This window comes from Paenibacillus riograndensis SBR5, from assembly GCF_000981585.1.
GTDB classification, from domain to species: domain Bacteria; phylum Bacillota; class Bacilli; order Paenibacillales; family Paenibacillaceae; genus Paenibacillus_AQ; species Paenibacillus_AQ riograndensis.
Window position 1 is genome coordinate 4,962,274 of the sequence record NZ_LN831776.1, and the last position, 23,390, is coordinate 4,985,663.

At 49.4% G+C, this 23,390-nt stretch carries 16 protein-coding genes; 3 read left to right on the plus strand and 13 right to left on the minus strand.

Annotated elements, in window-relative coordinates; all coding sequences use genetic code 11:
• Window positions 1-2: 2 nt before the first annotated feature.
• The 12 genes from PRIO_RS21080 to PRIO_RS34005 form a co-directional block, all read right to left on the minus strand.
• Window positions 3-2,306 carry an ATP-binding protein gene (locus PRIO_RS21080; protein ID WP_020433768.1) on the minus strand — a complete coding sequence of 768 codons (2,304 nt, stop codon included), beginning with the start codon at window positions 2,304-2,306 and terminating at the stop codon, window positions 3-5.
• 185 nt (window positions 2,307-2,491) lie between these two features.
• Complete coding sequence (locus tag PRIO_RS21085) at window positions 2,492-2,932, minus strand: SMI1/KNR4 family protein (protein ID WP_046504558.1); 441 nt, start codon at window positions 2,930-2,932, stop codon at window positions 2,492-2,494.
• Between the two features lie 138 nt (window positions 2,933-3,070).
• Window positions 3,071-3,298 (minus strand): hypothetical protein, encoded by a 228-nt coding sequence (locus PRIO_RS21090; RefSeq protein WP_046504561.1) that lies wholly within the window; start codon window positions 3,296-3,298, stop codon window positions 3,071-3,073.
• A gap of 150 nt (window positions 3,299-3,448) precedes the next feature.
• Window positions 3,449-4,141 (minus strand): SMI1/KNR4 family protein, encoded by a 693-nt coding sequence (locus PRIO_RS21095; protein ID WP_046504564.1) that lies wholly within the window; start codon window positions 4,139-4,141, stop codon window positions 3,449-3,451.
• Between the two features lie 196 nt (window positions 4,142-4,337).
• Complete coding sequence (locus tag PRIO_RS21100; RefSeq protein WP_144412125.1) at window positions 4,338-4,538, minus strand: hypothetical protein; 201 nt, start codon at window positions 4,536-4,538, stop codon at window positions 4,338-4,340.
• Window positions 4,539-5,010: 472 nt separating this feature from the next.
• Entirely contained in the window at window positions 5,011-5,331 is a 321-nt protein-coding gene (locus PRIO_RS21105; protein WP_046504571.1) for a DUF7716 domain-containing protein, read from the minus strand.
• 57 nt (window positions 5,332-5,388) lie between these two features.
• Window positions 5,389-9,330, minus strand: a complete 3,942-nt coding sequence (locus PRIO_RS21110; RefSeq protein ID WP_052741503.1) for a hypothetical protein — start codon at window positions 9,328-9,330, stop codon at window positions 5,389-5,391.
• A 167-nt stretch (window positions 9,331-9,497) separates the two neighbouring features.
• Window positions 9,498-11,018: a hypothetical protein gene (locus tag PRIO_RS21115; RefSeq protein WP_046504574.1), complete on the minus strand. Its 1,521-nt coding sequence runs from the start codon at window positions 11,016-11,018 to the stop codon at window positions 9,498-9,500.
• Window positions 11,019-11,298: 280 nt separating this feature from the next.
• Entirely contained in the window at window positions 11,299-12,090 is a 792-nt protein-coding gene (locus PRIO_RS21125; protein WP_020429236.1) for a DUF1906 domain-containing protein, read from the minus strand.
• Between the two features lie 42 nt (window positions 12,091-12,132).
• Entirely contained in the window at window positions 12,133-12,399 is a 267-nt protein-coding gene (locus PRIO_RS36440) for a hypothetical protein (RefSeq protein ID WP_020429235.1), read from the minus strand.
• Window positions 12,400-12,514: 115 nt separating this feature from the next.
• Window positions 12,515-19,318 carry an HYR domain-containing protein gene (locus PRIO_RS21135; RefSeq protein ID WP_231869729.1) on the minus strand — a complete coding sequence of 2,268 codons (6,804 nt, stop codon included), beginning with the start codon at window positions 19,316-19,318 and terminating at the stop codon, window positions 12,515-12,517.
• 89 nt (window positions 19,319-19,407) lie between these two features.
• The gene (locus PRIO_RS34005) at window positions 19,408-19,812 is read right to left on the minus strand and encodes a hypothetical protein (RefSeq protein WP_020428540.1); all 405 of its coding nucleotides are present in this window, start codon (window positions 19,810-19,812) and stop codon (window positions 19,408-19,410) included.
• 316 nt (window positions 19,813-20,128) lie between these two features.
• On the opposite strand from PRIO_RS34005, the gene PRIO_RS21145 reads away from it, so the two are divergent.
• The 3 genes from PRIO_RS21145 to PRIO_RS21155 all read left to right on the plus strand — a co-directional run bounded on the left by PRIO_RS21145 (window position 20,129) and on the right by PRIO_RS21155 (window position 21,807).
• The gene (locus tag PRIO_RS21145) at window positions 20,129-20,500 is read left to right on the plus strand and encodes an RNA polymerase sigma factor (RefSeq protein WP_020428541.1); all 372 of its coding nucleotides are present in this window, start codon (window positions 20,129-20,131) and stop codon (window positions 20,498-20,500) included.
• Window positions 20,497-20,658 (plus strand): helix-turn-helix domain-containing protein, encoded by a 162-nt coding sequence (locus PRIO_RS21150; RefSeq protein ID WP_020428542.1) that lies wholly within the window; start codon window positions 20,497-20,499, stop codon window positions 20,656-20,658. Before PRIO_RS21145 ends, PRIO_RS21150 begins: the two co-directional genes overlap by 4 nt.
• A 189-nt stretch (window positions 20,659-20,847) precedes the next feature.
• Window positions 20,848-21,807 (plus strand): serine hydrolase domain-containing protein, encoded by a 960-nt coding sequence (locus PRIO_RS21155; protein ID WP_082118185.1) that lies wholly within the window; start codon window positions 20,848-20,850, stop codon window positions 21,805-21,807.
• Between the two features lie 806 nt (window positions 21,808-22,613).
• Here PRIO_RS21155 and PRIO_RS21160 read toward each other — a convergent pair.
• Window positions 22,614-23,378 carry an ABC transporter ATP-binding protein gene (locus PRIO_RS21160; protein WP_020428547.1) on the minus strand — a complete coding sequence of 255 codons (765 nt, stop codon included), beginning with the start codon at window positions 23,376-23,378 and terminating at the stop codon, window positions 22,614-22,616.
• Window positions 23,379-23,390 lie beyond the last annotated feature (12 nt).

Here is a 23,390-nt window from a genome sequence, read left to right on the forward strand (position 1 = left end):
GCTTATTTCACCTCGATCAGTTTGTGATACGGGGCATAATCCGATTGTAAAAAGGTTCTGCCCAGCTTGAGATATTCCCGCTTGGCGGCCAGCATGATCTGCTTCATCCCGATGGGACAGCCCTCATGCGCAGCGTAAAAGGCGGCGTTCAAGGCAATGTTCTTGATATTGCCGCCGGCCAGGATGAACTTGTCGGCCATGAAATCATAGTCCATGTCAGGATCAAGCGGCGCTCCCCGGGGGAACATCCCCCGCCAGATCAGCCCGCGCTGCTTTTTTTCCGGGAACGGAAACTCCAGCTTGAAATGCAGTCTGCGCGCAAAGGCATCGTCCAGGTTCTGATTCAAATTGGTCGCCAGAATCACGATCCCCGTATACTCCTCCATCTTCTGCAGCAAATAGCTGATTTCCACATTCGCATACCGGTCATGGGCATCCTTGACCTCTGAACGCTTGCCGAACAAGGCATCGGCTTCATCAAAAAAGAGAATGGCGTTGGAGGTCTCGGCTTCGTCAAAAATCCGCGACAAATTCTTCTCCGTCTCCCCGATGTATTTGCTCACAATCTGCGAGACATCGATTTTGTAGATTTCCAGGTTCAGCTCCGTCGCGATCACCTCGGCTGCCATTGTCTTCCCGGAGCCGGGAGGTCCGGAAAACAGGATGTTAAGCCCCCTGCCCAGAGACAGCCGTCCCGCAAAGCCCCACTCTCCATAGACCAGCGGACGGTACTTCACCTGGCGGCAGATTTCCCGCAGCTGGCTTAGCTGCTCGCCGGGAAGCACCAGCATGTCCCAGGTATACATGGCGCGGATCTTCGTCGCCAGCGCCTGGATTTTGCGGCTGGACTGGAAGTAACATGCCTGATACAGGTCACTCACGCTAACCTCGGCCCCGCTGGAGCCATTCCATACGGCGATATTTTCACCACCGGCCAGCGCGGCCCGGATCTGCCCGGAAGTAAAGCGGAAGCTGCCGCTGAAATCTGCCAGATCCATCTGTGGAGACAGCCGGTACTCCTGGCCGAAGGTGGTCCACGCCTGCTTGCGCGCTGCCTCATCGGGAACAGGGAGGTCAATCTGCATGAAATTCAATTGGACCCCGGTTAAGCTTATCCCCCACTGTGCTTCCCCAAGGATAAAGGTTAGAGGCACATAAGCCTCCAGCATCTCCATCAAAAGCCGCCGTTTCAGCAGGTGGCGGTCATCCTCTGTCACTATGCTGTCGAAGCCTGTGAAGCAGAGGGCCGTATTCTCCAGCAGCGTATGCCGTCCAAGCAGCCTCAGCAGTTCGCTGAAATTCGCCTCTGGAAGCAGCAGCTTGTCCATATCGGCAGCCAGCACGGATAATCCCAGCTTGCCGCAGACTTCTCTGATGCCGCTCAGCTTTCCGGCTTCATCCGGGCCGCTGCAGTACAGCAGGCTGCCGGTTCTGCGTTCCTTACCGCTGCTGTAATGCTTCACAAACCGCAGCAGGCTCTGCTCCAGCTCTTCAGGAAAGCCGGCCTGCTGCGGAATCGCCAGAGTGCTGAGGCTCGCTACCTTCGCCAAACGCTCGTCCAGCACCTCATAGCCGAGCAGCATATTCACCGTCCAATCCTCCAGCTTCAGGGGTCTGGCAATCAGAGGTATGCGGCTGTCGCCGTATTCCCCCCTCCGCTCCAGCAGGAGCTTCATCAGCGGCGCATTCACATCAAAGAGCAGACGTGCCGCTAGCCTCTCTTCCACCGACCCTGTAAACAATCCCAGGACAAATCCGGCCGTAGGACGCTGATCCGACATATCATTCTGCAGAAAAGCGTAAATGCGCTCATATTTCCGGTCCAGCTCAGGTGCGAGGCAAGCCACAAGGATACTTACCTCAAGCCCCGACAGGTTCAGCAAGGAAGCCACCTGCGGCAGCATCAGCTGGACCTCTTGCCCGCTGCTGGCCTCCAGCCTGGCAGCGATGCGCTGTTCCAGCATGCTCAGCTTTACGTGTAGGAGATTCCCGTCGTCCTCATCCGCTGAATAGGCATCCAGCAGGCTGCGGATCTCCTCGTTCATGAGAGCCAGCTCGGAGTCAAGCTGTGGAGCCTCAAGCATTCTGAGCTTGAGCCGAAGATCCAGACGCTGGAGCTCCTCCGCCAGATGCTCATGGTTGGAGGTGTAGGGCTGGGCGGGCTCGCAGCTCTCCTGTCCGGGAGAGGCTTCAAGAACCAGAGTATGAGCTGGCGCTGGATCAAGGACAGGTGCAGCTTCTCGTTCCGCACACCCGGCTTCCGGTGTTTCCTGACGAAAGGTTCTGGCCAATTTTTTGAATTTCATCGCCTGTTTATGTCCTCACTCTATATTTTCTTGTTCATATATAAAGTAAGTTTGGGGAGGGGGTTTACAACTGGGGGAGGGGAATTTTGATAGTATTATTTCGGAGAAAAAAAGCAAAAGAAAAGCCACCCTCGTGCGTTCACACCGGGGTGGCCAAACCACTATAGTTTCATGTTATTAATCTGCTAGTCTTCCTCCCAATTCTCTTTAGCGTCACTATGTCTTTCGAACAAGAACTCATAAAAATTATCGGCACGTTTTCCATTAAACCCTGATATTCTATCCCAAGATATTACAGAACACTCTCCATTCGAAATATCAGTAGTATCAAGACAATAAAAAAACTCTTCACAATCCTCAATGACAATATAGCCATACGGCATTCCAAGATTTCGAAGTTTTTCTGTTTTTGAAACAACAGAAGGACTAGATTTACCACAACCAAGTATATCTACGCCAAACAGCCCACCCGAACCATAGTTTTTCAAGAACCATCTGTAACTTTGTGGGAATTCAACATTTAAGGCGGATTCAATTCTTATCACTTCTTCTGCAGTAATTCCACCCGTAAAATCGCCCTCGTCAGAATTCTCTTGAATTAAACTCTCTAGCTTTTCATAAATCATTTCTATCCCTCCAGGGTATAAAATCGTTTTACTTAGTTGCCATAATTTCCTTAGCTCTCTTTCTCCAGTACTTAGCTCTAAAATTACACTCCCGCACCAGCGGCTCCGATGCTGCTTTTTACGGCTTTTCCAGCTTGTTCAGCCCTTGCCAATCGCCTTGAACCCGAGCTTCATCGCCAGCTCAACCAGTCCCATGCCAAATACGGTCGTGAGCGCGATTGCCGCAGGCTCAATCATCTTCTGCCAGCCCTGGCTCAGGTAGGTGCCAATATAACCAGAGGCTTGGACCAGGGTCTGGGCGACGGATTTGATCGCATCTGCTTGCAGGTACAGGGTGATCAGGTTGATGATAATTGGAAGATTCACCCTGAAGAGTTATTGAGACGAAAAAGAAAAAATAAGGTCGATTATTCAGTCATTGGACTGGAATCGACCTATGAGTATTAGCACTAACAAAGGTTAAGGTTGAGAAAATCTATATACTGATTTTGGTATAGAGCATCCTATAGCCTAATTTCAGCCCTTGCCATTTTTCTTATCCTTTCTTTCCTTTTCTTTAGCCTCCAATTCTGCTCTAGCGGCTAACATATTAGCTACAAAGTCAGTATTCATTCTTTCTTTTACAATTTTCAATTCAACTTTTTGGTCTTTTTCTACTGGTTCAATTTCAAAACTTCTTATAAAATCAACAAAGCTATCTGAAACTAAAAAAACATTGTCCCAATAATCATCTAAACCAATATTTCCGTATTTTTTTTCATTCAGCATTACATTTGCCATCAATTCATTTTCGTGATACCAAAAATAAATTTTCTCATTAAATCCATTCTTGACACCAATACATATAAGATTCCCTTTACCATCGTCTGCAATTGGTATTAAAGAACTGGGGATCCTTTCATAGTACTGATTAATTTTATTACTCACGTCATCCAATCCACCATCCAAACCAAAAAATGAATCAAAAGCATTAAAACCATTCTTATCTGTACAAGGCGATAATTCTAATGATTTATAAATCACTTCTTGTTCAAATTTAGAATTTCCGTATTTAAGTACAAAAAGTTTATATATCTCAGGAAATGAAATGTTGTATTTTTCCTCAATTTTTGTAATATCAACTTCAGAGTAAACTACGTCTCTACTTGGTAATCCAATAGTATATAAATGTTCTTCTATAAGATTAAACTGTTCGCTTATTTCTTTCATTCGATATCTTAGCTCCTTTATTATTTATTTAAATAATTACTATTTTCATTTTCAGATCTTTTTCACTCTTTTTGATTATTAGAATTTCTCATCTCAGAAGCAGAACCCTTATGTGGTATATTTCCATAGATTTTTGATGGAATCATTTGTATTTCTGTATTGCTGAAATGGTGAGCTGTCAATCCTTGAGACTTTGTCATCTTTGAATTATAGCCAGAGGCTTGAACCAAGTTCTGGCGACAGATTTGATCGCATCTGCTTGCAGGTACAGTGTGATGAAATTCACAATCATCGGAAGGGCGGCAGTGATTGCCCCGCTTGTGATGATCTCAGCAGCGACTACGCCGACCAATATCCCGGCGATGGCCGGAAAAAGCCTCCATCCTTTATTCTTCATCCATTTTATTAGATGCGATTTAAACGGGTCAAACACCATTTTCACATTATTAGCGTGTAGCAACGCGCCGTCGGCGTTTTGCCGCCAAGGCTTTGCTCAGCTTTTCCGGGTATCAAAATCCAGCTTGCAGCCAATCTCAATAGTGTGATGCTTCTCTGGCTACAGCTCTGTGACAAAGATGGCTCCGCCTCTCTGTCATACAGATCCCTGGCAGTGCACCCCACGACAAAGCGGATTTTACTTTTATTGGCTTCCAGATATCGGAGCATGAAGTACCGAGCTTATTTTGGGAAGAGGGATTACAACTGGGGAGGGAATTTTGATAGTGCTTTACTTATAATCGTTGTTGGTCAGGAATTGTACTAATTAGCCCCGACAAAAAAGAAACCTTGGAAGGCCTATAACCAACCAAGGTCAATTTAAACTCCACATAAGCATAATATCCTAATCATTTTCAAAGTCGATTTATTATTTATTTTGTTACTATAAAAGCGTCATTATCATAATAATATAAAAAGGCCTCGATTAAATCTTCATCTGTACATTCAACCTTTTGTACTAAAGCATTTTTAATTATTCCTTTTATAGTTTGAATGTCTAAAGCGTACATTAAATTATTTTTCTTAGCAAATTCAGGCACTTCATCACTGTCATCCTCTACATCATCTGGATCGATTATAGCACCTTTTGTATCTAAATCCCATGTTTCATCAGCTGGAAGAAATAAAGCATCTGACCACTCGAATTGTTCAATATTATTTAGTATTTTTTTCAATGTAATAAGTTTCTCCATTTTATTCTCCCCTAAATGCACTCTTCTAGAAAAGCGCCGAATTATATAAATATTTCATTACTTTTTTCTTTTTCTTCCTCCCCCCCAAATCTCCATTCCTCCTTTTCCATTAGGATGTAATACAGATTGTATTTCACCCTTTGCTGTATGCTGATCAAACGGTATTAATTGTAGAATCCCCTCTCTATTGGGCTCATGATGCCAAGTAACCTCTGGAGTTGGTGGTTTTCGTGGAAAAGCTCCTCTTTTTCCCGGTTTTACACCAGCAATTATTCCTGGATATAATTCCTCCATTTGTTGAGCAAATATTGAGTCAACTTGGAAAGCCTCATGTAGTTTCTTATTAGCTTCTTGAAAATGTCTAGCGTCACTCATCTCAGGGTACATATGATTGGGTAATTTCATTTCATAAGCAACTGAATACAATCTCTTATCAGGAGACCACTTCTGCGAACTATCTTTCTCCAAAATACTATCAAAATCAATCTTGCCATCTTCTTTAGAAACTGCTTTACCGTATACTTCTTTTCTTTCGGAAACGTTTAAGCTTTTAATTTTGTCATACTCAGCCTGAGAACTAATTCCAGCCTTTTTACCTTCAAGATCGTCAACTTTTTTTATTCGCCCATTAGCCAGTAAAACCCAAGGATTAACTTCCCCGTAGAGAAGAACGTGATCTCCCTTACGCTCCAGCTTAAACTTCTTAAACTTAAACCTCTGCAGAACCCGGTCCAGCAGGACTCTGAGCTTTTTGGCCCCCTTCATGAGCCCTTTCTGCAGGCTCTTGATCACGATTTTGCCGCTCCGGATGATCATGCTGCCGCTCTTGGAGGCAAGCTTGGCTCCGGATTTCAGCAGGCTCTTGATGCCTTTGACTCCTGCGCCCGCTGCCTTCTTCACTCCCGCACTAGCGGCTCCGATGCTGTTTTTTACAGCTTTTCCGGCTTTGTTCAGCCCTTTGCCAATCGCCTTGAACCCGAGCTCCATCGCCAGCTCAACCAGTCCCATGGCAAGTGCGGTGGCGAGCGCGATTGCCGCAGGCTCGATCATTTTCTGCCAGCCCTGGCTCAGGTAGGTGCCAATATAACCAGAGGCTTGGACCAGGGTCTGGGCGACGGATTTGATCGCATCTGCTTGCAGATACAGGGTGATGAGGTTCATAATCATCGGAAGTGCAGCGGTGATGGCCCCGCCTGTGAGGATCTCGGCAGCGACGACGCCAGCCAATATCCCCGCGATGGCCGCCAAAAGCTTCAATCCATTACTCTTCATCCATTTTATTACATACGTTTTCATCTGGTCAAACAACATTTTCGCATTGCTGGCACGAAGCTTCGCGCCGTCGGCGATTTTGCCGCCAACGTTTTGCTCCGCTTTTCCGGTATCAAAATCCGCCATGATGCTGTCCATCGTAGCCGGCTTGCTGCTGCCTGGAAGCTGCTTCGTTTCTCCATCCTTAAGGTTCGCTTCCTGCACCAGCGCCGGGTCCAGCTCCCCTTCTTCCACCGACTCCATTTCGATGTCGTCTGCCGTAAGCTTCTCGTCCGCAGCCTGACCTTCCTCCTGGGCCTGTGGCGCAGCGCCGCCCTCAGCCGCTTCTGCCCCCATAGGTTTGGAGATGTCCACACCCAGCAGATATTCCCACATCTTGCCTTCCAAATGGCTGAGCGAACGCTTGGCCGCCTTGCCGAGCGCCCCAATCCGTGACAGCACATCCAGAAAGGTAGCAATGAGAAGATGGCCTAACGTTGAGATCAGCTTGGTATAGAAGTTCTGCACCGCAGCCAGCGCCTGATCCACCTTGGCGGCCAGGAAATCCATAACCTGTGTGACTTTGGTTTTGAGCTTCTGCGCCAGCTGGTTGACAGCCTTCACCGCTTTGTTGACGACTCCGTCAATTTTGCTGCATATTTTGGCGGCGATGCCAGGGAATTTGGCAAAAACAACTGAGACCAGCTTTTTGAGCAGCGTTCCCAGGCCTTTAATCAGCGTGGTGATCAGCTTGCGGCCCAGTTCAATAATACCCAGCACGGCTTGCTTGGCTTTGTCAAAAATAAACTTAACCGCTTTTCGGAGGCCTTCGAAAATAAAGGTAACTGCCTTTTTAACGACTTCGACCACCGCTTCGAGCTTGTCTTTCACCCAGCCGAGGAAGCCGCCCTTTTTCTCTTCCTTCGCTTTTTCTTCCTCGTGTTTTCCGTCGGCTTCCTTCTTGGCTTTGCTGTAGGCTTGGGTGGCTTCCCGTTCAGCTTCGGACTGCTTTTTCTGCGCTTCGCGCTCTTTTTCCGCCCGGACGCTGTTGATCTCGCCTTTTTTCTGCTGCGCTGCGGCTCCAGCCTGACCGGCATAGTCGGCTTCGGCCGCATCCAGCTCGTTTTTCCATTCGCCGCGCAGATGATCCACTTCCGCCTTCGCCCCGGCCTGCTGGCTAAGCTGCTTGTCCTTGGCCTCGGTCTCCGCCTGCTGGATTTGGGCGTGGCTGTCTGCTTTGGAGCGCTGCACCTTGCTGTCGAACGCTGCTTTCTCCTTGCTGTATTCAGCCTGCTTGGCCCCCAGCTGCTTCTTCATTTCCGGAGCAAGGCTGTGATTCAGCCCGGCGGTCATGTCCGCCGGCACTCCCAGCACAGGCAGCTTTTTGGCTCCGGGGGCATGGCCTCCTTGCAGTTCTGCGGCTTTCAGGGTGGAGCCGTCCGGCTCGGGATAGATGTCATTTTCACCAAACGGATGGCTAATCTGGTCCATCTCCGCCCGCTTGGCTGCTCCTACCTGCTGGGAGGCCTCCTGGCTGAAGCCTTCAAGCTGGGACGGGTCCGCCTCGCCTGTCATGCTGATTTCCGGCGGCACCGCCGCAGCGGAACGGATTTCGCCCAACATGGCTTCCGGATTTCCGTCTGATCCTGAAGACCCGATGTCCATTCGACCAAGATTTCCTGGTTGCGCGCTTCCGCCAGACCGTTCGCTCTTATAGCCGTCCGGAACGTCATGTTTCAGCGGCGCTATTTTTCTCCGGGCTTGCAGCACTTTTCCCTTCAGTCCCGTAGGGGTCGGAATGACCGGCAGCCCCTGCCGGGTCTTCTGCTTCTGCTTCGCTAAGGCGCCTGCGGATACATCCACAGCCTGGGCATAGGCATCCCCGATCTCTGTGGGCTGAACATGGGTCAGCTGATCGAGAATTTGCCCCGGATCTTCCCCGTGGATGTTCACCTTCTTAGCCTTGGCCGGCTCTTCCTTCCCCTCTCCCGCCAATGCGCCCAAGGCCTCACCCAAGGATGGTTCCTTCGGTGCTCCCTTCTGTGCGGATTCCCCTTTGGCATCCTCTGCCTTGGATTTCTTTTCTGACTTTTCTTCCTTTGCTCCCTTGGACTCTTTGCCTTCGTTCATATTGTTCGCATCTTGGGCTTCGGCCACTTGCGCTTTCCCAGTTTCTGTAGCCTGAGGAGCTGCTGCTTTCTCTTTTCCGTCCGGCCGCTCTTCATCTGCTTTTCCTTTGCCCGCTTCAGCGCCCGAAGGTGAACTTTTCGCCAAAGGTCTGCCCTGCTCTTTGAGTGCAGAGCTGACCTTTGCTATATTGCTAGGCTTTTCATTCTGCTGTGCCTTCGGTTCAGTCTGAGCGCTAAGCGGTTCTACCTTTGCCTTTGCCTGTGCCGGTTCCGGCTTCTGCTCCGGAGGCTGCATCTGCCTACTTACAGTTTCCGGGCTTCCCTGTCCTTGTCCGCCCGGCTTTGCCTCCGGAGAGTTATCTGTTTTTTTCTCATCCTTAGGCCCATCCTTCAGGCTGGATAACAATTGAACTACGGCACGGTTGCCTAAGGTACGCTGGAGCGCCAGCTTGTCTTCCCGGCTCAAAGAAGCCGGATTTTGACGGACACGCCGGATAATCTCTACCGGGTCCGGTAGCTTTGTTGCGGCTGGCCGTACGAACGTCAGTGGATTGCTGTATGGTTTATGGCTGCCCGAAGTGTTCTCTTTCTCCTTGGTCGCGGTTGCTTGGGTCTGCAAGCTGAGTCCCCCCTCTGTAAAAAATCGATCCTATAGAAGATGTAAAATCTATAGCGATTTTTACAGCCGGGATGACAAAGAAAACTATTTTTATTTCCGAACAAAAATAATAAAAGCCACCCCCAGGTGGCCGTAAGCGGGCATATTTATCTGTAACTGATTTCGAACTAAATCCGAGTAATAATCAAATAATTAGAACTTCCGCCCAGCAAAGTTGTGTCATTAGTAGATAACATTCTTAAATCAATTTTGTACCCCGCATTAACTTTTACTTCTACTGAACCAGATACGGCTCCCCCTCCTGTTACCGGACTCGTTCGGTCATCCAGAAAAGTCCAAGGTGTTCCCCCCGTTGAATCGCCCGTATTTAAAAATAAAGCAAGCTGAAGTCTATTTCCAGCCTGTTGAACACCTGTCATCTGCAGCGATGTAATGCGATAGTATCCGGTATGTTTTGCTGTCCATTGATATTTGACGTTATCAAATTCACCGAGCTCATCAAAGGCGCTTTTATCTAATGCGATCCTTGTCCATAAGCCGCCTGTTAAACGTTGAACCGAACCAGCTTGAGCTTTTGTTCTGGTTAGCCCCATTACAGTTTTGCCGTTCTCATCGTGTTGCTCAATTAAAATAGCTGCTCTTCCGGTCCCATTCTCGTCATGGTATTTCCCATCAGAATAGGGAACCGTATTAGCTAACTTGACATATACATCTTGGATTGAAGATCCTCCTGAAAAACCCACTAATTTTTTTAAATTTCTTAAATAACCGCCTGCCTCATCTATCACTATTGATCTGCCTGTAACAACTTCTATAAAATAATTCACTTGTGGTACGGTCCCGTTTATTTTATCACCAATAGCTAATGTGCTTGAACGAACTACAATATTTCTACACTCTGAACTTGCGCCCAGCCTAATATATGCAGGAACAGTTGCCCCATAATTCCCTGTGGATTCATACCAGTTTCCGGCAAACAGCATTGAGAAACATCCGTTAAGCTCAACCGGATAGGTGCCTTGAGAACCTTCCTTAACAAATTGACAATTTAAGAACCTTCCTCCCGTACAATTCACCATAGTAATCGTATTATCGTTACCGAAAGTATATAGCCCTTCGCCTAGAAACTGGTCGCTTTTTTCTTCCATATAAATTGCACACTTATTATAAAAAAGCTGGAGATTGTTAAACCGATTGATATCACTTTGAGTCCCCCATACCCCGTATTCAAAATGTTCAATTTGAGCATCAATTAACTTTATTCCTCCGCCTCTCCAATCTCGTATTCCATAGGTTCCTGTTCCATACCACCCGTTTGATGCACTCACAGCGAACGGGTTTTTTAGATTACCTCTACTTGAGCCTTTATAGATTAGAGAAATCTGTCTTAAAGTAAATCCCTGTTGGCCAGAGAAACCAGGAGTAGATGAATTTCCAAGACTAATAAACTCACCTTCTCCATAAAACTCAAGAATGGTTGCGTTCTCCTGACTTCTTCCGTTGTTGTGGCCGATAAATTCTACAGCCCGGTTATTAATTTGAATTTTTTTATCGACTCGTATGGTGCCTTTTGGAAAAATAAATTTAGTGTTGCCCGAAGCAAGCGCCAGATTAATATTTGCGGATTGATCCTCTCCGTTTGGTTTAACTCCATATAGTGAAATATACACTCCTAAAGTATCGTCCATGGGTTAACCTCTTTCTTTTTATAGTCTGATAAAAGATAATTACTAACAAATAAACTCTATATAAACTGAACTTGAGATTTTTCGATTTTGGGATTTGGCCGTGACTCCAGAGAATGTTTGGACTTCCGGCCGCTGCCCATCTGCAGATTTCTTGATTATAACCGCTGTTCGCGGTGGAAATCCGCAGACAAAGGCGGACGCTACCGCTCCTACAGTTCCAAACTTCCCCTCCATCCCTTTTCCCTTTTGTTCGTTTTTCAAGTTCACTCTATATAGCCTCCTACTTTTCCATGTCCACTGGCTGTCCCGATGCTTTGCGCAGTTCATCTGCCAGGCGGTGGAATTCTGTTCTGGACTCCGCACTGCCTGCAGCCATGTAGGCGGCTTGAATGAAGGCAATGATCTTGTTGGCATCCTCCTTATTCAGCATGTAATCATTCACCTCCCCGGCCCAGCCGTCCGGCTGTTGAATCGTAGCCAGCGTGTTCCACCACCCCACATCGCCGCTGGACTGATTCAAATCCACATTCACACCATAAATCGGCTGCCCCAGCCCTTTGGGGCCATTGTCGTACTGATAGATGTGAATCCCCTCCGCCTTCCGGCCCTTGCTCCAGGCATAGGTCTGCCAGAACCCTGTGCAGGCTTTGGCCGCCATCGCTGCCTCAACAACTGCCGCGCTGCCGTAAACACCAGTCCGAAAATTCCCGGCGGCTTCACCTGCTGCCTTAAGATACTGAATGATCGTGTCCATCTGCTTCGCTGAAGCATCGAAATCTACGGCAAAGTAGATCCGGCTTCCTGCAGGCTGTCCTACAGCCAGCGCCGTTTGAGCAGCGGCCGCCCCGTCAGTCAGACCCGCAGCGCGGCCTCCCAGCGCACGGTTAGCGGCCGTTTCAAACACAGAGACTATTTGCAGTCCGCCTGCGCTGATGGCCGCGGCCTCTGACTTGGTAAGTCTTTTCCAGCCCGACGGCACGAGGTAACGGCAGGCGAATTCATATCCGCCTTCCCGGAACTTCTTCGCTAATGTCTTCGTCAGCGGTGCCGCGCAATCAAATCCCTTGGCCATTGTCCAGCATCTCCTTTCACGTCATCTGGCTGTCTTTTCCTGCTATCCGATTATTATTTTCAGCAAAAGCCCGGCAGCCGCAATAAATAGTCCGGCACTGCTGATGATGGTTCCCACCAGCCACCGCTGGCTCTCCCCTTGCCGTACCTTCAATCTGGCCAGCTCATCCCGCATCTCATCCACACGCAGATGCGCCGATTTACTGCTCTGCATTGCTTCAAGTGCGATATCCCTGGCGCTGTTCATAATATCGAGCTTTGTTTCTACGCGGGTCAACCGTTGAAGAATTTCGTTCATGTCATCTGGCATATCGTACCCCCGGAATGGAGCTGGTTGATCTCTCAATAATGAATATAGACTCCAGACTGCAGCCATTTGTGCCGGGCAGCAGCCTGGACGCTGTTACAATAATGCACCTACACGCTTACGGTTCCATACCTGCAATCAGCTTGCCGGAGGAGTAAACCGTGATTTTATTGGTGTCTGTATAATCTGTAGCCCATGTGTTGAAGGAATAATCGTTAGTCTGCGTATAGGCGGAAAAATTAGATTTCCAGAACGTGCACTGGATTTGCACCTTTTCACCCGGCTTCAAGCTTCCGGCACCGCTGGAGAAGCTGATCTCCAGATAATAATCGCTTCCGTTCTTGCTTGCAGTCTTTTGAAAGCTTCCCTCGGTGTAGGATAGAATGTTTCTGCTGCCGGAGCCGGATACCCGTGAATAATCGGAATAGAAACCCTGCATTTTCTCTCCATCAATGGTGTAGTAATATCTGAGCTTAATGTTTGAGAGCTGAATGGTGCTGCCGCTGGTGTTCTCGAAGGAGATTCTTGGAGAAATCTTACTCGTGACACTGTTTCTGCTGCCGTTATACGATTGGACTTTGAATACCTGAGTAACGGTTACGTACTGGACTGCCGTAGATACATTTCCGTTCGCATCGGTAGCGGTCCAGGTGACAGCTGTTTTTCCAACCGGGAAACCATCCGCAGGAGCATCATTCTCTAACGTGTACCCGAAAATATCGCTCACTGTCGCCTGACCCAAGGATACAGGAGTTTTGACCCCTGTCGCTGCGGCAGCTATGTCCGCTGGTGCTTTCAGCACCGGCTTCGTTGTATCCACCACTGTGATTTTCTGCACGCCTGTGGTTACATTGCCGTTCTCATCGGTTGCCGTCCACTTCACTTCTGTAGTGCCCAGCGCGTAATCCTCTGGAGCATTGCTGGTGACGGTTACCTTGAAAATGTCCGTTCCTGTCGCCAAGCCGATCTCCACTGGAGTCTTCAGCGCGGTCGCTTCGACCGTCTTGTCCACTGGCAGGGTCAGCACCGGCTTCGTGGTATCCACCACCGTGATCTTCTGCACACCTGTGGTTACATTGCCGCTTGCATCAGTTGCCGTCCATTTTACTTCTGTAGTGCCCAGCGGGTAATCCTCTGGAGCGTTGCTGGTGACGGTTACTTTGAAAATGTCCGTTCCTGTCGCCAAGCCGATCTCCACTGGAGTCTTCAGCCCGGTCGCTTCGACCGTCTTGTCGGCTGGCAAAGCCAGAGTCGGTTTCGTCGTATCCACCACTGTGATCTTCTGCACGCCTGTGGTTACATTGCCGTTCGCATCGGTTGCTGTCCAGGTGACTTCCGTTGTCCCCAGCGGGTAATCCTCAGGAGCGTTGCTGGTGACGGTTACTTTGAAAATGTCCGTCCCTGTCGCCAAGCCGATCTCCACTGGAGTCTTAAGCCCGGTCGCTTCGACCGTCTTATCGGCTGGCAGGGTCAGAGCGGGCTTCGTCGTATCCACCACCGTGATCTTCTGCACGCCTGTGGTTACATTGCCGCTTGCATCAGTTGCCGTCCATTTTACTTCTGTAGTGCCCAGCGGGTAATCCTCTGGAGCGTTGCTGGTGACAGTTACTTTGAAAATGTCCGTTCCCTTTGCTTGGCCAATTTCCACCGGAGTCTTGAGTCCGGTCGCCTCGACCGTCTTATCAACTGGTAAAATCAGACCCGGTTTCGTCGTATCCACCACCGTGATCTTCTGCACGCCTGTGTTTACATTGCCGTTCGCATCTTTTGCCGTCCAGGTGACTTCCGTTGTCCCCAGCGGGTAATCCTCTGGCGCGTTGCTGGTGACGGTCACATCATAAATATCTGTTGCTGTGGCTTGGCCAATCTCAACCGGTGTCTTCACTGCAGTTGCTTCTAAAGTGATATCTGCCGGCAGCTTGAGCACGGGCTTGACCGTATCCGTTATGGTCACCGTTATAATTCCAATCATGGCATTTCCGTTGGCATCCTTAGCCGTCCAGGTGACCTTTGTTGTTCCCAGCAGGAACTTCGCTGTGATGTGATCCCCTGAAGTGACCGGATGTTCATCGCCATACCCTGGAGCATCTGTAGTTAATGTGAATGGGAACAGCTCCAGCACCTCAGGCACTTCCAGCTCCACTGGCGTTGCCAGGGCGGTTGCTTCCTTGGTCAGATTCAGGGAACCTTTGAATTTCAGCACTGGCTGTGTGGTATCCACAACGGTAATGCGCTGCACCCCTGTGGTCTTATTGCCATTCACATCCGTGGCTGTCCAGTTGACCTCGGTTGTACCCAGCGGATAAGCTTCCGGAGCATCATTTACAAGCGTAAATTTGAAAATATCCGATGCCGCCGCCATGCCAATCTCCACTGGAGTTTTGACCGCCGTGGCTTCTACAGTCTTGTCCTCCGGCACAGTAAGCACCGGCTTCGTCGTATCCACAACCTTGATCTTCTGCACCTTCATGGACACATTTCCGTTCTCATCCGTGGCCGTCCAGGTGACCTCGGTTGTACCCAGCGGATAAGCTTCCGGAGCATTATTTACAAGCGTATATTTGAAAATATCCGTCACCGTCGCCATACCAATCTCCACTGGAGTCTTGACCGCCGTAGCTTCTACAGTCTGGTCCTCCGGCACGGTGAGCACCGGCTTTGTCGTATCTACCACCTTGATCTTCTGCACCTTCGTGGACACATTTCCGTTCGCATCGGCCGCGGTCCAAATGACTTCCGTTACCCCCAAAGGATAGGCTTCCGGAGCGTTGCTGGTAATCGTAACTTTATAAATGTCTGTCGCTGCCGCTTGACCAATCTTTACAGGGGACTTTACTGCCGTGGCTTCCACTTCCAGATCATCCGGCACAGTCAGCACCGGCTTCGTGGTATCTGTCACAGTAATCTTCTGCACGCCTGTGGACACATTGCCATGCTCATCCGTGGCTGTCCAGATCACTTCGGTTACGCCTAGTGGATAGGACGCAGGGGCATTGCTTTTTACAGTAACATCGAATAAATCCGTCGCTGTCGCCGTCCCGATCTCGACAGGTGTCAGTAATGCTGAAGCCTCTGCCTGCACATCCTCCGGTACGCTCAGAACCGGCTTTGTCGTATCCGCCACGATAACCTTCTGTTGGCGGGTCGACAGATTGCCGTTCTTATCCTTGGCCGTCCAAGTCACCTCTGTAGTACCGATAGGAAATGCAGCCGGAGCATCACTAGTCATGGCAGCAATTCCGAAAATATCCGTTACTTCCGGGACCGCAAGCTGAACCTGCGTTTCCCGTCCGCTTGCCTCCACCGTCAGATCTGCGATTTCAGCGATTGCAGGAGCGGTTGTATCTACTATTGTTATAGTCTGTGTTTCGCTGCTGATATTGCCATTCGCGTCGGTGGCTTTCCAGGTCACAATCGTTTTGCCCAGCGGATAGCTTGCCGGAGCATTGCTTGTAATCGTTACTGCAAACAAATCGGTTGCCGTCGCCTGTCCAATGTTGACAGGTGTGTTAACCGCTGTAGCTTCTGTGCTGATATCTGCCGGAACCTTCAGCACCGGGAGTGTTGTATCGACTACAGTCACTTTTTGTTTGCCTGCTGTCATATTTCCGTTGGCATCCGTGGCCGTCCAGGTGACTTCAGTCGTACCGACCGGATAATCTGCCGGCGCATTGCTGGTGATCACAACCGGAAAAATATCCGTGGCCGTGGCGATGCCAATCTGGACCGGTGTTCTAACGGCAGTGGCTTCAACCCGGACATCCTCAGGCATATGGAGTTTGGGATTGGTAGAGTCTATAACCTTTACATTCTGTGTGCTTATAGCCACATTGCCGCTTGCATCCGTAGCCATCCAGGTTACCTTGGTAACCCCTACCGGAAAGTCGACTGGCGCATCATTAATGACTGTAACTTTGAACAAATCTGTCACAACGGGCTGACCGAGGGAGACTTTGGATCTGACCGCCGTCGCCTCTACGGTGAGATCCGCAGGCGCTGTGAGCTTAGGTTTGGTCGTATCTACTATCTTGATCTTTTGCGTGCCTATGGTCGCATTGCCATTCTCATCGGTAACCGTCCAGGTCACTTCCGTCGTTCCCAGCGGGAAATCCGCCGGTGCATTATGGGTAATGGTTACCGGGAATATTTCCGTCACCACCGGCTTGCCGATGTCTACCTTTGTTCTTTCTCCGGTCGCTTCTGCCGTCTTATCGCTTGGCAGCGTAACCAGCGGCTTGGTGGTATCAGTGATGGTAACTGTCTGCGTTTTCTTGGTGACGTTGCCATTCTCGTCGGTAGCTGTCCAGGTCACAACCGTTTTTCCGACAGCATAGCTATCCGGGGCATTATTGGTAACAATGACCTTAAAAATATCCGTAGCTGCCGCCTCTCCCAGTTCCACCGGCGTCTTGATTCCAGTGGCTTCTGCTGAGACATCCTTAGGTACTGTGAGCACTGGGTCAGTACTGTCGATAACGGTAACATTCTGAACCGCACTCGTGATATTGCCATGCTCGTCAGTAGCCGTCCAGGTCACCTTGGTAACCCCTACCTTAAAATATTCCGGGGCATTATTGATGACCAGCACATCGAACAAATCTGTAACCTGAGCCTTTCCAATCTCCAGCTCCATCCGCGGGCTGGTTGCCTCGATGGTGATGTCCTGCGGAATGACCATTACAGGCTTGGTCGTATCTTTAACCGTAATGAATTGCTTGGCTGTAGAGACATTCCCGTTCTCGTCTTTAGCCGTCCAGCTGACTTCGGTCGTCCCTACCGGAAAGTCTGCCGGTGCATTATTGGTGATATTCACTTTAAAAATATCTTCCGCTGTCGCCGTACCAATGGAAACCGCAGTTCTTCTGCCTTCAGCTTCCTTGGTGATGTTCGCAGGTATCGTCAGTACAGGCTTAACCGTATCGACAACAATTACCTTTTGCGTAGCTGTAATGACGTTGCTGTTCGCATCTGTAGCCGTCCATGTGACCTTTGTCGTCCCGATAGGGAATTCCTTCGGAGCATCATTGACCACAATGACCGGGAAAATATCGGTTGCCGATGCTCCGGTGACCACAACCGGTGTTTTTACAGCAGTCGCTTCAACCACAATATCCCCCTGCACGGTAAGCACAGGTTTGGTGGTATCCTTCACCGTGATTTTCTGCACCTGCGAAGAGGTGTTCCCTACCGGGTCCACTGCAGTCCATTTCACGGTTGTTGTTCCGATCGGATAATCCGCCGGGGCATCGTTTGTGATGGAAACATCAGGGACCGAAATATCCTTCACGGAGGCTTGCCCAATATCGACAGACGTTCGAATCCCCTTTGCCTCAATCGTGATATCTGCCGGTACAGTGACTACCGGAATCGTTTTGTCTATCTTCACTTCAGTCTTTTGTACAGGAGTACTGTTTCCTGCCTGGTCTACAGCCCAGAACGCAAGTGGTGTGATCCCTTCAGTCTGGACAGCAAATGTTGCCGTTGTTCCCGCAACAATCTTCTCTTCTCCGGCTGCACCCAGAATATAGTGAATTTCCTTAACTCCCGAGTTTACATCCGAGGCCGTGAGGGAAACCGTAACATCGGTGCTGTTCCAGCCTTTTGCATTCGCCTCAGGGCTAAGAATGCTGGACATGACCGGACCGCTTTTATCGATTTTAACGGTTGCTGTCTGGGCAGCTTCCGCATTCCCGGTTTTATCCACAGCCCAATAGGTGACCGTAGTTGTTCCTTCTTGGTTAATTTCAACATCTGCACTGCTGCCTGCCGTTTTCACGGCGTCATGCTCACCCAGCTTATAATAGAGGGAGTCGACACCTGAATACGGGTCCTCTGCGGCCAGATGAAGCTGCACCTTATCGTGGCTCCAGCTGCCGGATTCCGCACCCGGCGCAGTTACCGTCGTAACCGGGGCGCTTTTATCAATGTTAATGGGTCCAAAGGTTGTGGTGGAATAATGGTTCTTATCCTCATCACTCGAAGCTGCGCTGTCGACAGCTTTACCCGTTGCCATCTGGCCCGCTCCTTCAGCGGTAAAGCTCTGATCGGGGGTCAGCGATTTAATCGCGGATAAAGTATCAGTTGCCGAGTAATGAACCGTCACGGAATGGTTGGTCCATGTTCCGGCAATGTAAGCAGCTCCGGCATCGGTTCGCGCCGTTGCCATAATCGCGGGCGGCGTGGTATCGATCAGATTGGAGCCTACGGCACCGATTTCCACCTTGAAGGTGACCGGCTGCAGACCCGGGACCGTGGCTTTTACATCCAGTGTCTTAATGACACCGGTACTCTTAGAGTAGACCTGATACCCTTCCCCCGCATAACCCGTAAAGGTGTTAGCTGCAGAGGCATACCCGTTGTCATCCGTAAAAACCGTGATTCCAGTGCTGTTAAGCCCCCGCATAACCGCTGTGATCGTGCTGTCTTCAGAAGCGGTAAAAGTAACAGGAACTCCGGCAAGCGGGTTGCCTGCCAGATCCTTGACAGCTACCACCTGCGGAAGCATAAACCCGCGTCCGCCCGGAATGACACCCGAAGCCTGGGACAATCGGATCTGCTGGAGCAGCGGTGACACTGCGGTCATTGACCCTTCCACATCACTGACGGCAAGCAGGTTCATCTGATAGGCCCCGTGGTGCAGAATGACTCCGAGTGTCGGGTCCAGCCCATACACTGAATCATATACGGATTGGTAGACTGAATTTCTGACCGTCTGTTTAGCGGGAGGTTCTGTATCATACACCGCTGCGTACACTTTTCCTGCCTCCGCACCCGACGGGCCGTCCAGGAACATTTTCCCTGATCCAAACACAGCCCCGGGAGCCAGCAACAAGATCAGGAGCAAAAGGCACAGCCATTTGGTGATGATGCCTAACCTTCCTTGCTGCACAAGCTTTACTTTTCTTTTCGAATGTTTCATCATGCATCCCCTAACTTTTTTTGTGATGAGCTATCTAACCTGGCGAAGATTTGCCCCTCCTTTACTAATCAAAGGGAAATCCGGACAGGTTTTTACAACTGTTTATTCCGGTTCACATAAACTTCTATTTTGGTTTCTATCCAGGCTTCGAGATCACCGAGGACAAGGCTCAGCTCCGTTTTGGCCGTTTCCCCCAATAGGGTCATAGCCTTTTCTTTAGCCAGCTTGAACGCCTTCTCCATCGCCGCCGCATCAAAAGAACCCTGCTGTTTCAGCTCCTCCACGAACGTCTGGTTCACCGCAATCACCGCGGACTCAATCGCATCCCCTGCCCGGTTCAGCAGCGTGTTCACGGCCTCGGCTCCTATCTTTTCTTCCAGATGGGCTATTTCGCGTCTGGTATATGACACCATTGCTTTTGCCATTAAACCCAGCAGCGGAATAACCAGCACAGTAAGAATGGTATTGATGATTTCCGGTGTAAAATAGTCCTCCATCCCTATCGCCTCCAAAAATGAAATTTCGACAATCGAATCTTATTTACCATCGTAAATAATGGTAATTGAAAGATTATTTTTACAACTATTCGAATAAAAATAGTAATCATGTAAATTTATGTTTTTGATAGTTGTGGAATCTATGGAATATTCTACTTGTTATATAAGGAGAGAAATCAGTTGATCCGCCATGCAGCCGCAAGCGGGAGTGCAAATAGCTGCATTGTGCTCTGCGGCGGCATACGGGGATCAGGCCTGGGGGAACAGGCTGCACTGGCCAATCTATTTTTGCAAAACTGGAAATGGGGGAGTAGTCATGATTACCTATGATGACGAGCTACTTGAAACCTGCAGAAAACTGTTAAAACGTTCAGCATGGAGAATCCAGTACAAAACTCGCATTCAGCTGATCCGGGAAAGCAGCCCGCTGTATGACAATCAGTTGTATGACAGCGGCTCCGACAGCAGCTTTGAGACCATGGTGATTTCAGAGCTGTTTGTGGACGAGCTTCTGGAAACGATTCCTTGGGAGAAATGCAGGTATATCATTAAAAAAACGGTGATTGAAGGAATGGCGGAACACGAGGTTGCGAGAGAGTTACATATGACTCAACAGGGGGTTAGCAAATGGAAGCGCAAGGGGCTAGAAATCCTGAAGGAATATCTCATCATTTCGTCGAAACAGTGAAAAAAGCGCAAAACGGTGACAAAGAATCCATGGAGGATATCCTAAGTCTTTTCTCGGTAGATATTGAATATTTGTCCAAGTTCATTATGCTGCCCCGGGAAGAGGCCATCCAGACTTTGAAGATCGAACTTATAAATATTGTTTATCAGGATCTATGAAGCTAAAAATAAGAATATTCATTTCGTACACGCTCTCCACCTGAGGCTGTCAGTGCGGCTGGAAATTCATTATACAAAGCTGTCCGGAGGTGCTCCGGGCAGCTTTTACTATGATGCCGGTTGTCCGCAAGCCTATTGGGGTATTATATGAACCAATGGTATGATACATCTTATGAAAGGATGAGCCGGATGAATCAGATGACATTACAACATGCTATTGCCCCGCTGAATCTGAGGAGCTGCCTGATCAGTACCCGGGGCGAGCTTAGGTTTGAGCATTACCGGGATGACCGCACCGCTTCCGGGATTGCCAAGATCAACTCCTGTACCAAAAGCGTGCTTTCCTCGCTGATCTGCATTGCAATGGATCAAGGGCTGCTGCCGGACCCTTCGTCCAGCGTTGCCGAATTTTTCCCTCAGCTCCGCCGGGACAAGGACACGCGCAAACAGGAGATAACCCTGGAACATCTGCTGACCCTGTCTGCCGGTTTCCGCTGGAGTGAATTCGGCGGGCTGAATTCCTTCCCCAAGATGACCCGTTCCCCCGATTGGGTGGAATATGTGCTGGAACAGCCGCTCGCGGATGCTCCGGGGACACGCATGGAGTACAACTCCGGCATATCGCAGCTCTTATCCGCCATTCTGGTTCAAGCCTCGGGGATGACTACGGCACGGTTTGCCGAGCAATATTTGTTCGGACCGCTTGGAATTGAGGAATATCAATGGGAGGCTGATCCCCAAGGCATTCATACAGGCGGATTCGGGCTTCAGCTGCGGCCGTCAGCTCTGTTGAAATTTGGACAGCTCTATTTGCAGCAAGGGCGCTGGAACGGGGCGCAGCTGATTTCGCGGGAGAGGCTTGCACGTTCAGTGACAACGGCAATGCATGCGGAAGCTCCCCGCCGCGGAGGGTACGGCTGGCATTGGTGGACAGATTCCTATCCTCATGCTGCAAGTGACGGGGAGCCTCCAGCCGCCATGCAATTTTATTACGCCAGGGGGTATGCCGGACAATTTGTATATGTATTGCCGGAGCCACAGACAGTCGTCGTTCTGACTCAGGATAACAAGCGCGGCAAAAACAATCCGCCTGCGGATGTCTTCAGCGAACACATTGCGCCTCTGCTTCTGAATCCCGGCTGGCTGTAGATGCCTGTATACACGCCGTTCTTTTGGTTGATCCTCACTATGTACGCATAGTACGCATAGTACGCATAGTACGCATAGTACGCATAGTACGCATAGTACGCATAAATCCCCGTTAACCTTAAGTAATAAGGCAACGGGGATTATGTGCTGACTCCTGTATTCAATTTCTATCATTTCCTCCAAGTAACAAGCCATATCCCTGACATGGTAATTGTTCTCATATTCAACTTACTGTTTTACCCGTACTCTCCTGTCCGGAGCATTAATCCATGTCCTGCATATGGGGGTGAATTCCCGCGTACACGATTCCACGAAAAACGTTTTCACCGGCGTTTTTCCTGTTGTGAATATCGTATTTGTACGCTTCGCTAACCTTTTTCAACGGAATCACGCTCTTTCTTCGGCAAGATAGCTCTTGCTTGAATGAATAGCTTTTTCCTTTACTAAAGATTTGCTGCCCTGGTTACCCGCATCCCCACGGTCTGCCGAAAGATGTTGTCACGTCCACCCTTCTACCCGCAGCCGATTCCGGCATGCTTCGCTAACTCAGTACATTGGATTCTCTCCTTTCCTACATTCATTTCTAAATTTAGGAATGAGACAGTCACCCGGGTAACCCCTGATCTTTGCTTAGGTGGTTCCTGTGGTGATGTCTACATTCTAGCGCATAAAGGATAAAATTTAAAACTTCAAAAGCCTATATATTCCCCCATATTTCCTGAAAATTCGCCATTTTCTTGCCTGATCTTCCCAAGCCTAAGAATTGCTGAGGTTTATTTCATTTTGGTTGCGTTTTCATTTCCAGCTTAAAATTTCATCTGATTCAACCATCTGGACAAACGCTCTTCCCGTAACTTCAGCTCATGCTCCCGGGAATTGTATTTACCAAGCCACTGCTCCGAAGCCATATTCCCATCCAGCATATACAGTACCCGTTCGGCCTTGGCAGCCACTCTCGGATCATGGGTTGCCAGCAAAATGGTGGTCCCTGATTGGTTGATCTCTGCCAGAATCCCCATGATCTCAGTGGCAGCCTGCGAATTCAAAGCACCGGTAGGTTCGTCGCCAAAAAGCATCACCGGCTCATTGATCAGAGCCCTGCAGATCGCCGCTCTTTGCATTTGTCCTCCGGACACTTGCGTAATATTCCGTTCGGCCAGTGCAGAAATGCCGGTTAATCTCATTAACTCGGCAGCTGACTTATTGATGCTCCTGCGGCTTATTTGCCCGGCACGGTAAGCCGGCAAAAGAATGTTGTCGCGGATGTTCAGATTTTTCAACAAATGCATCTGCTGAAAAATAAAGCCCATTTCGTTCAGCCGTATCTCCGCGAGTTCATTCTCATTCAGGCCCGCAAGCTCCCGTCCGTTAAATGCCACACTGCCGGTGGTGATTGGGTCCATCCCGCTCACTGTGTACAGCAGCGTAGATTTTCCGGACCCCGAAGGTCCCATCACTGCCACAAATTCACCTTGCTGAATCTGCAATTTGATATTTCTAAGTACAGGCTGCGGATTGGATTGGCCGTTATCATACACCTTATGCAACCCGCTCGCTTCTAAAATAACCATGTTGCTGTCCCC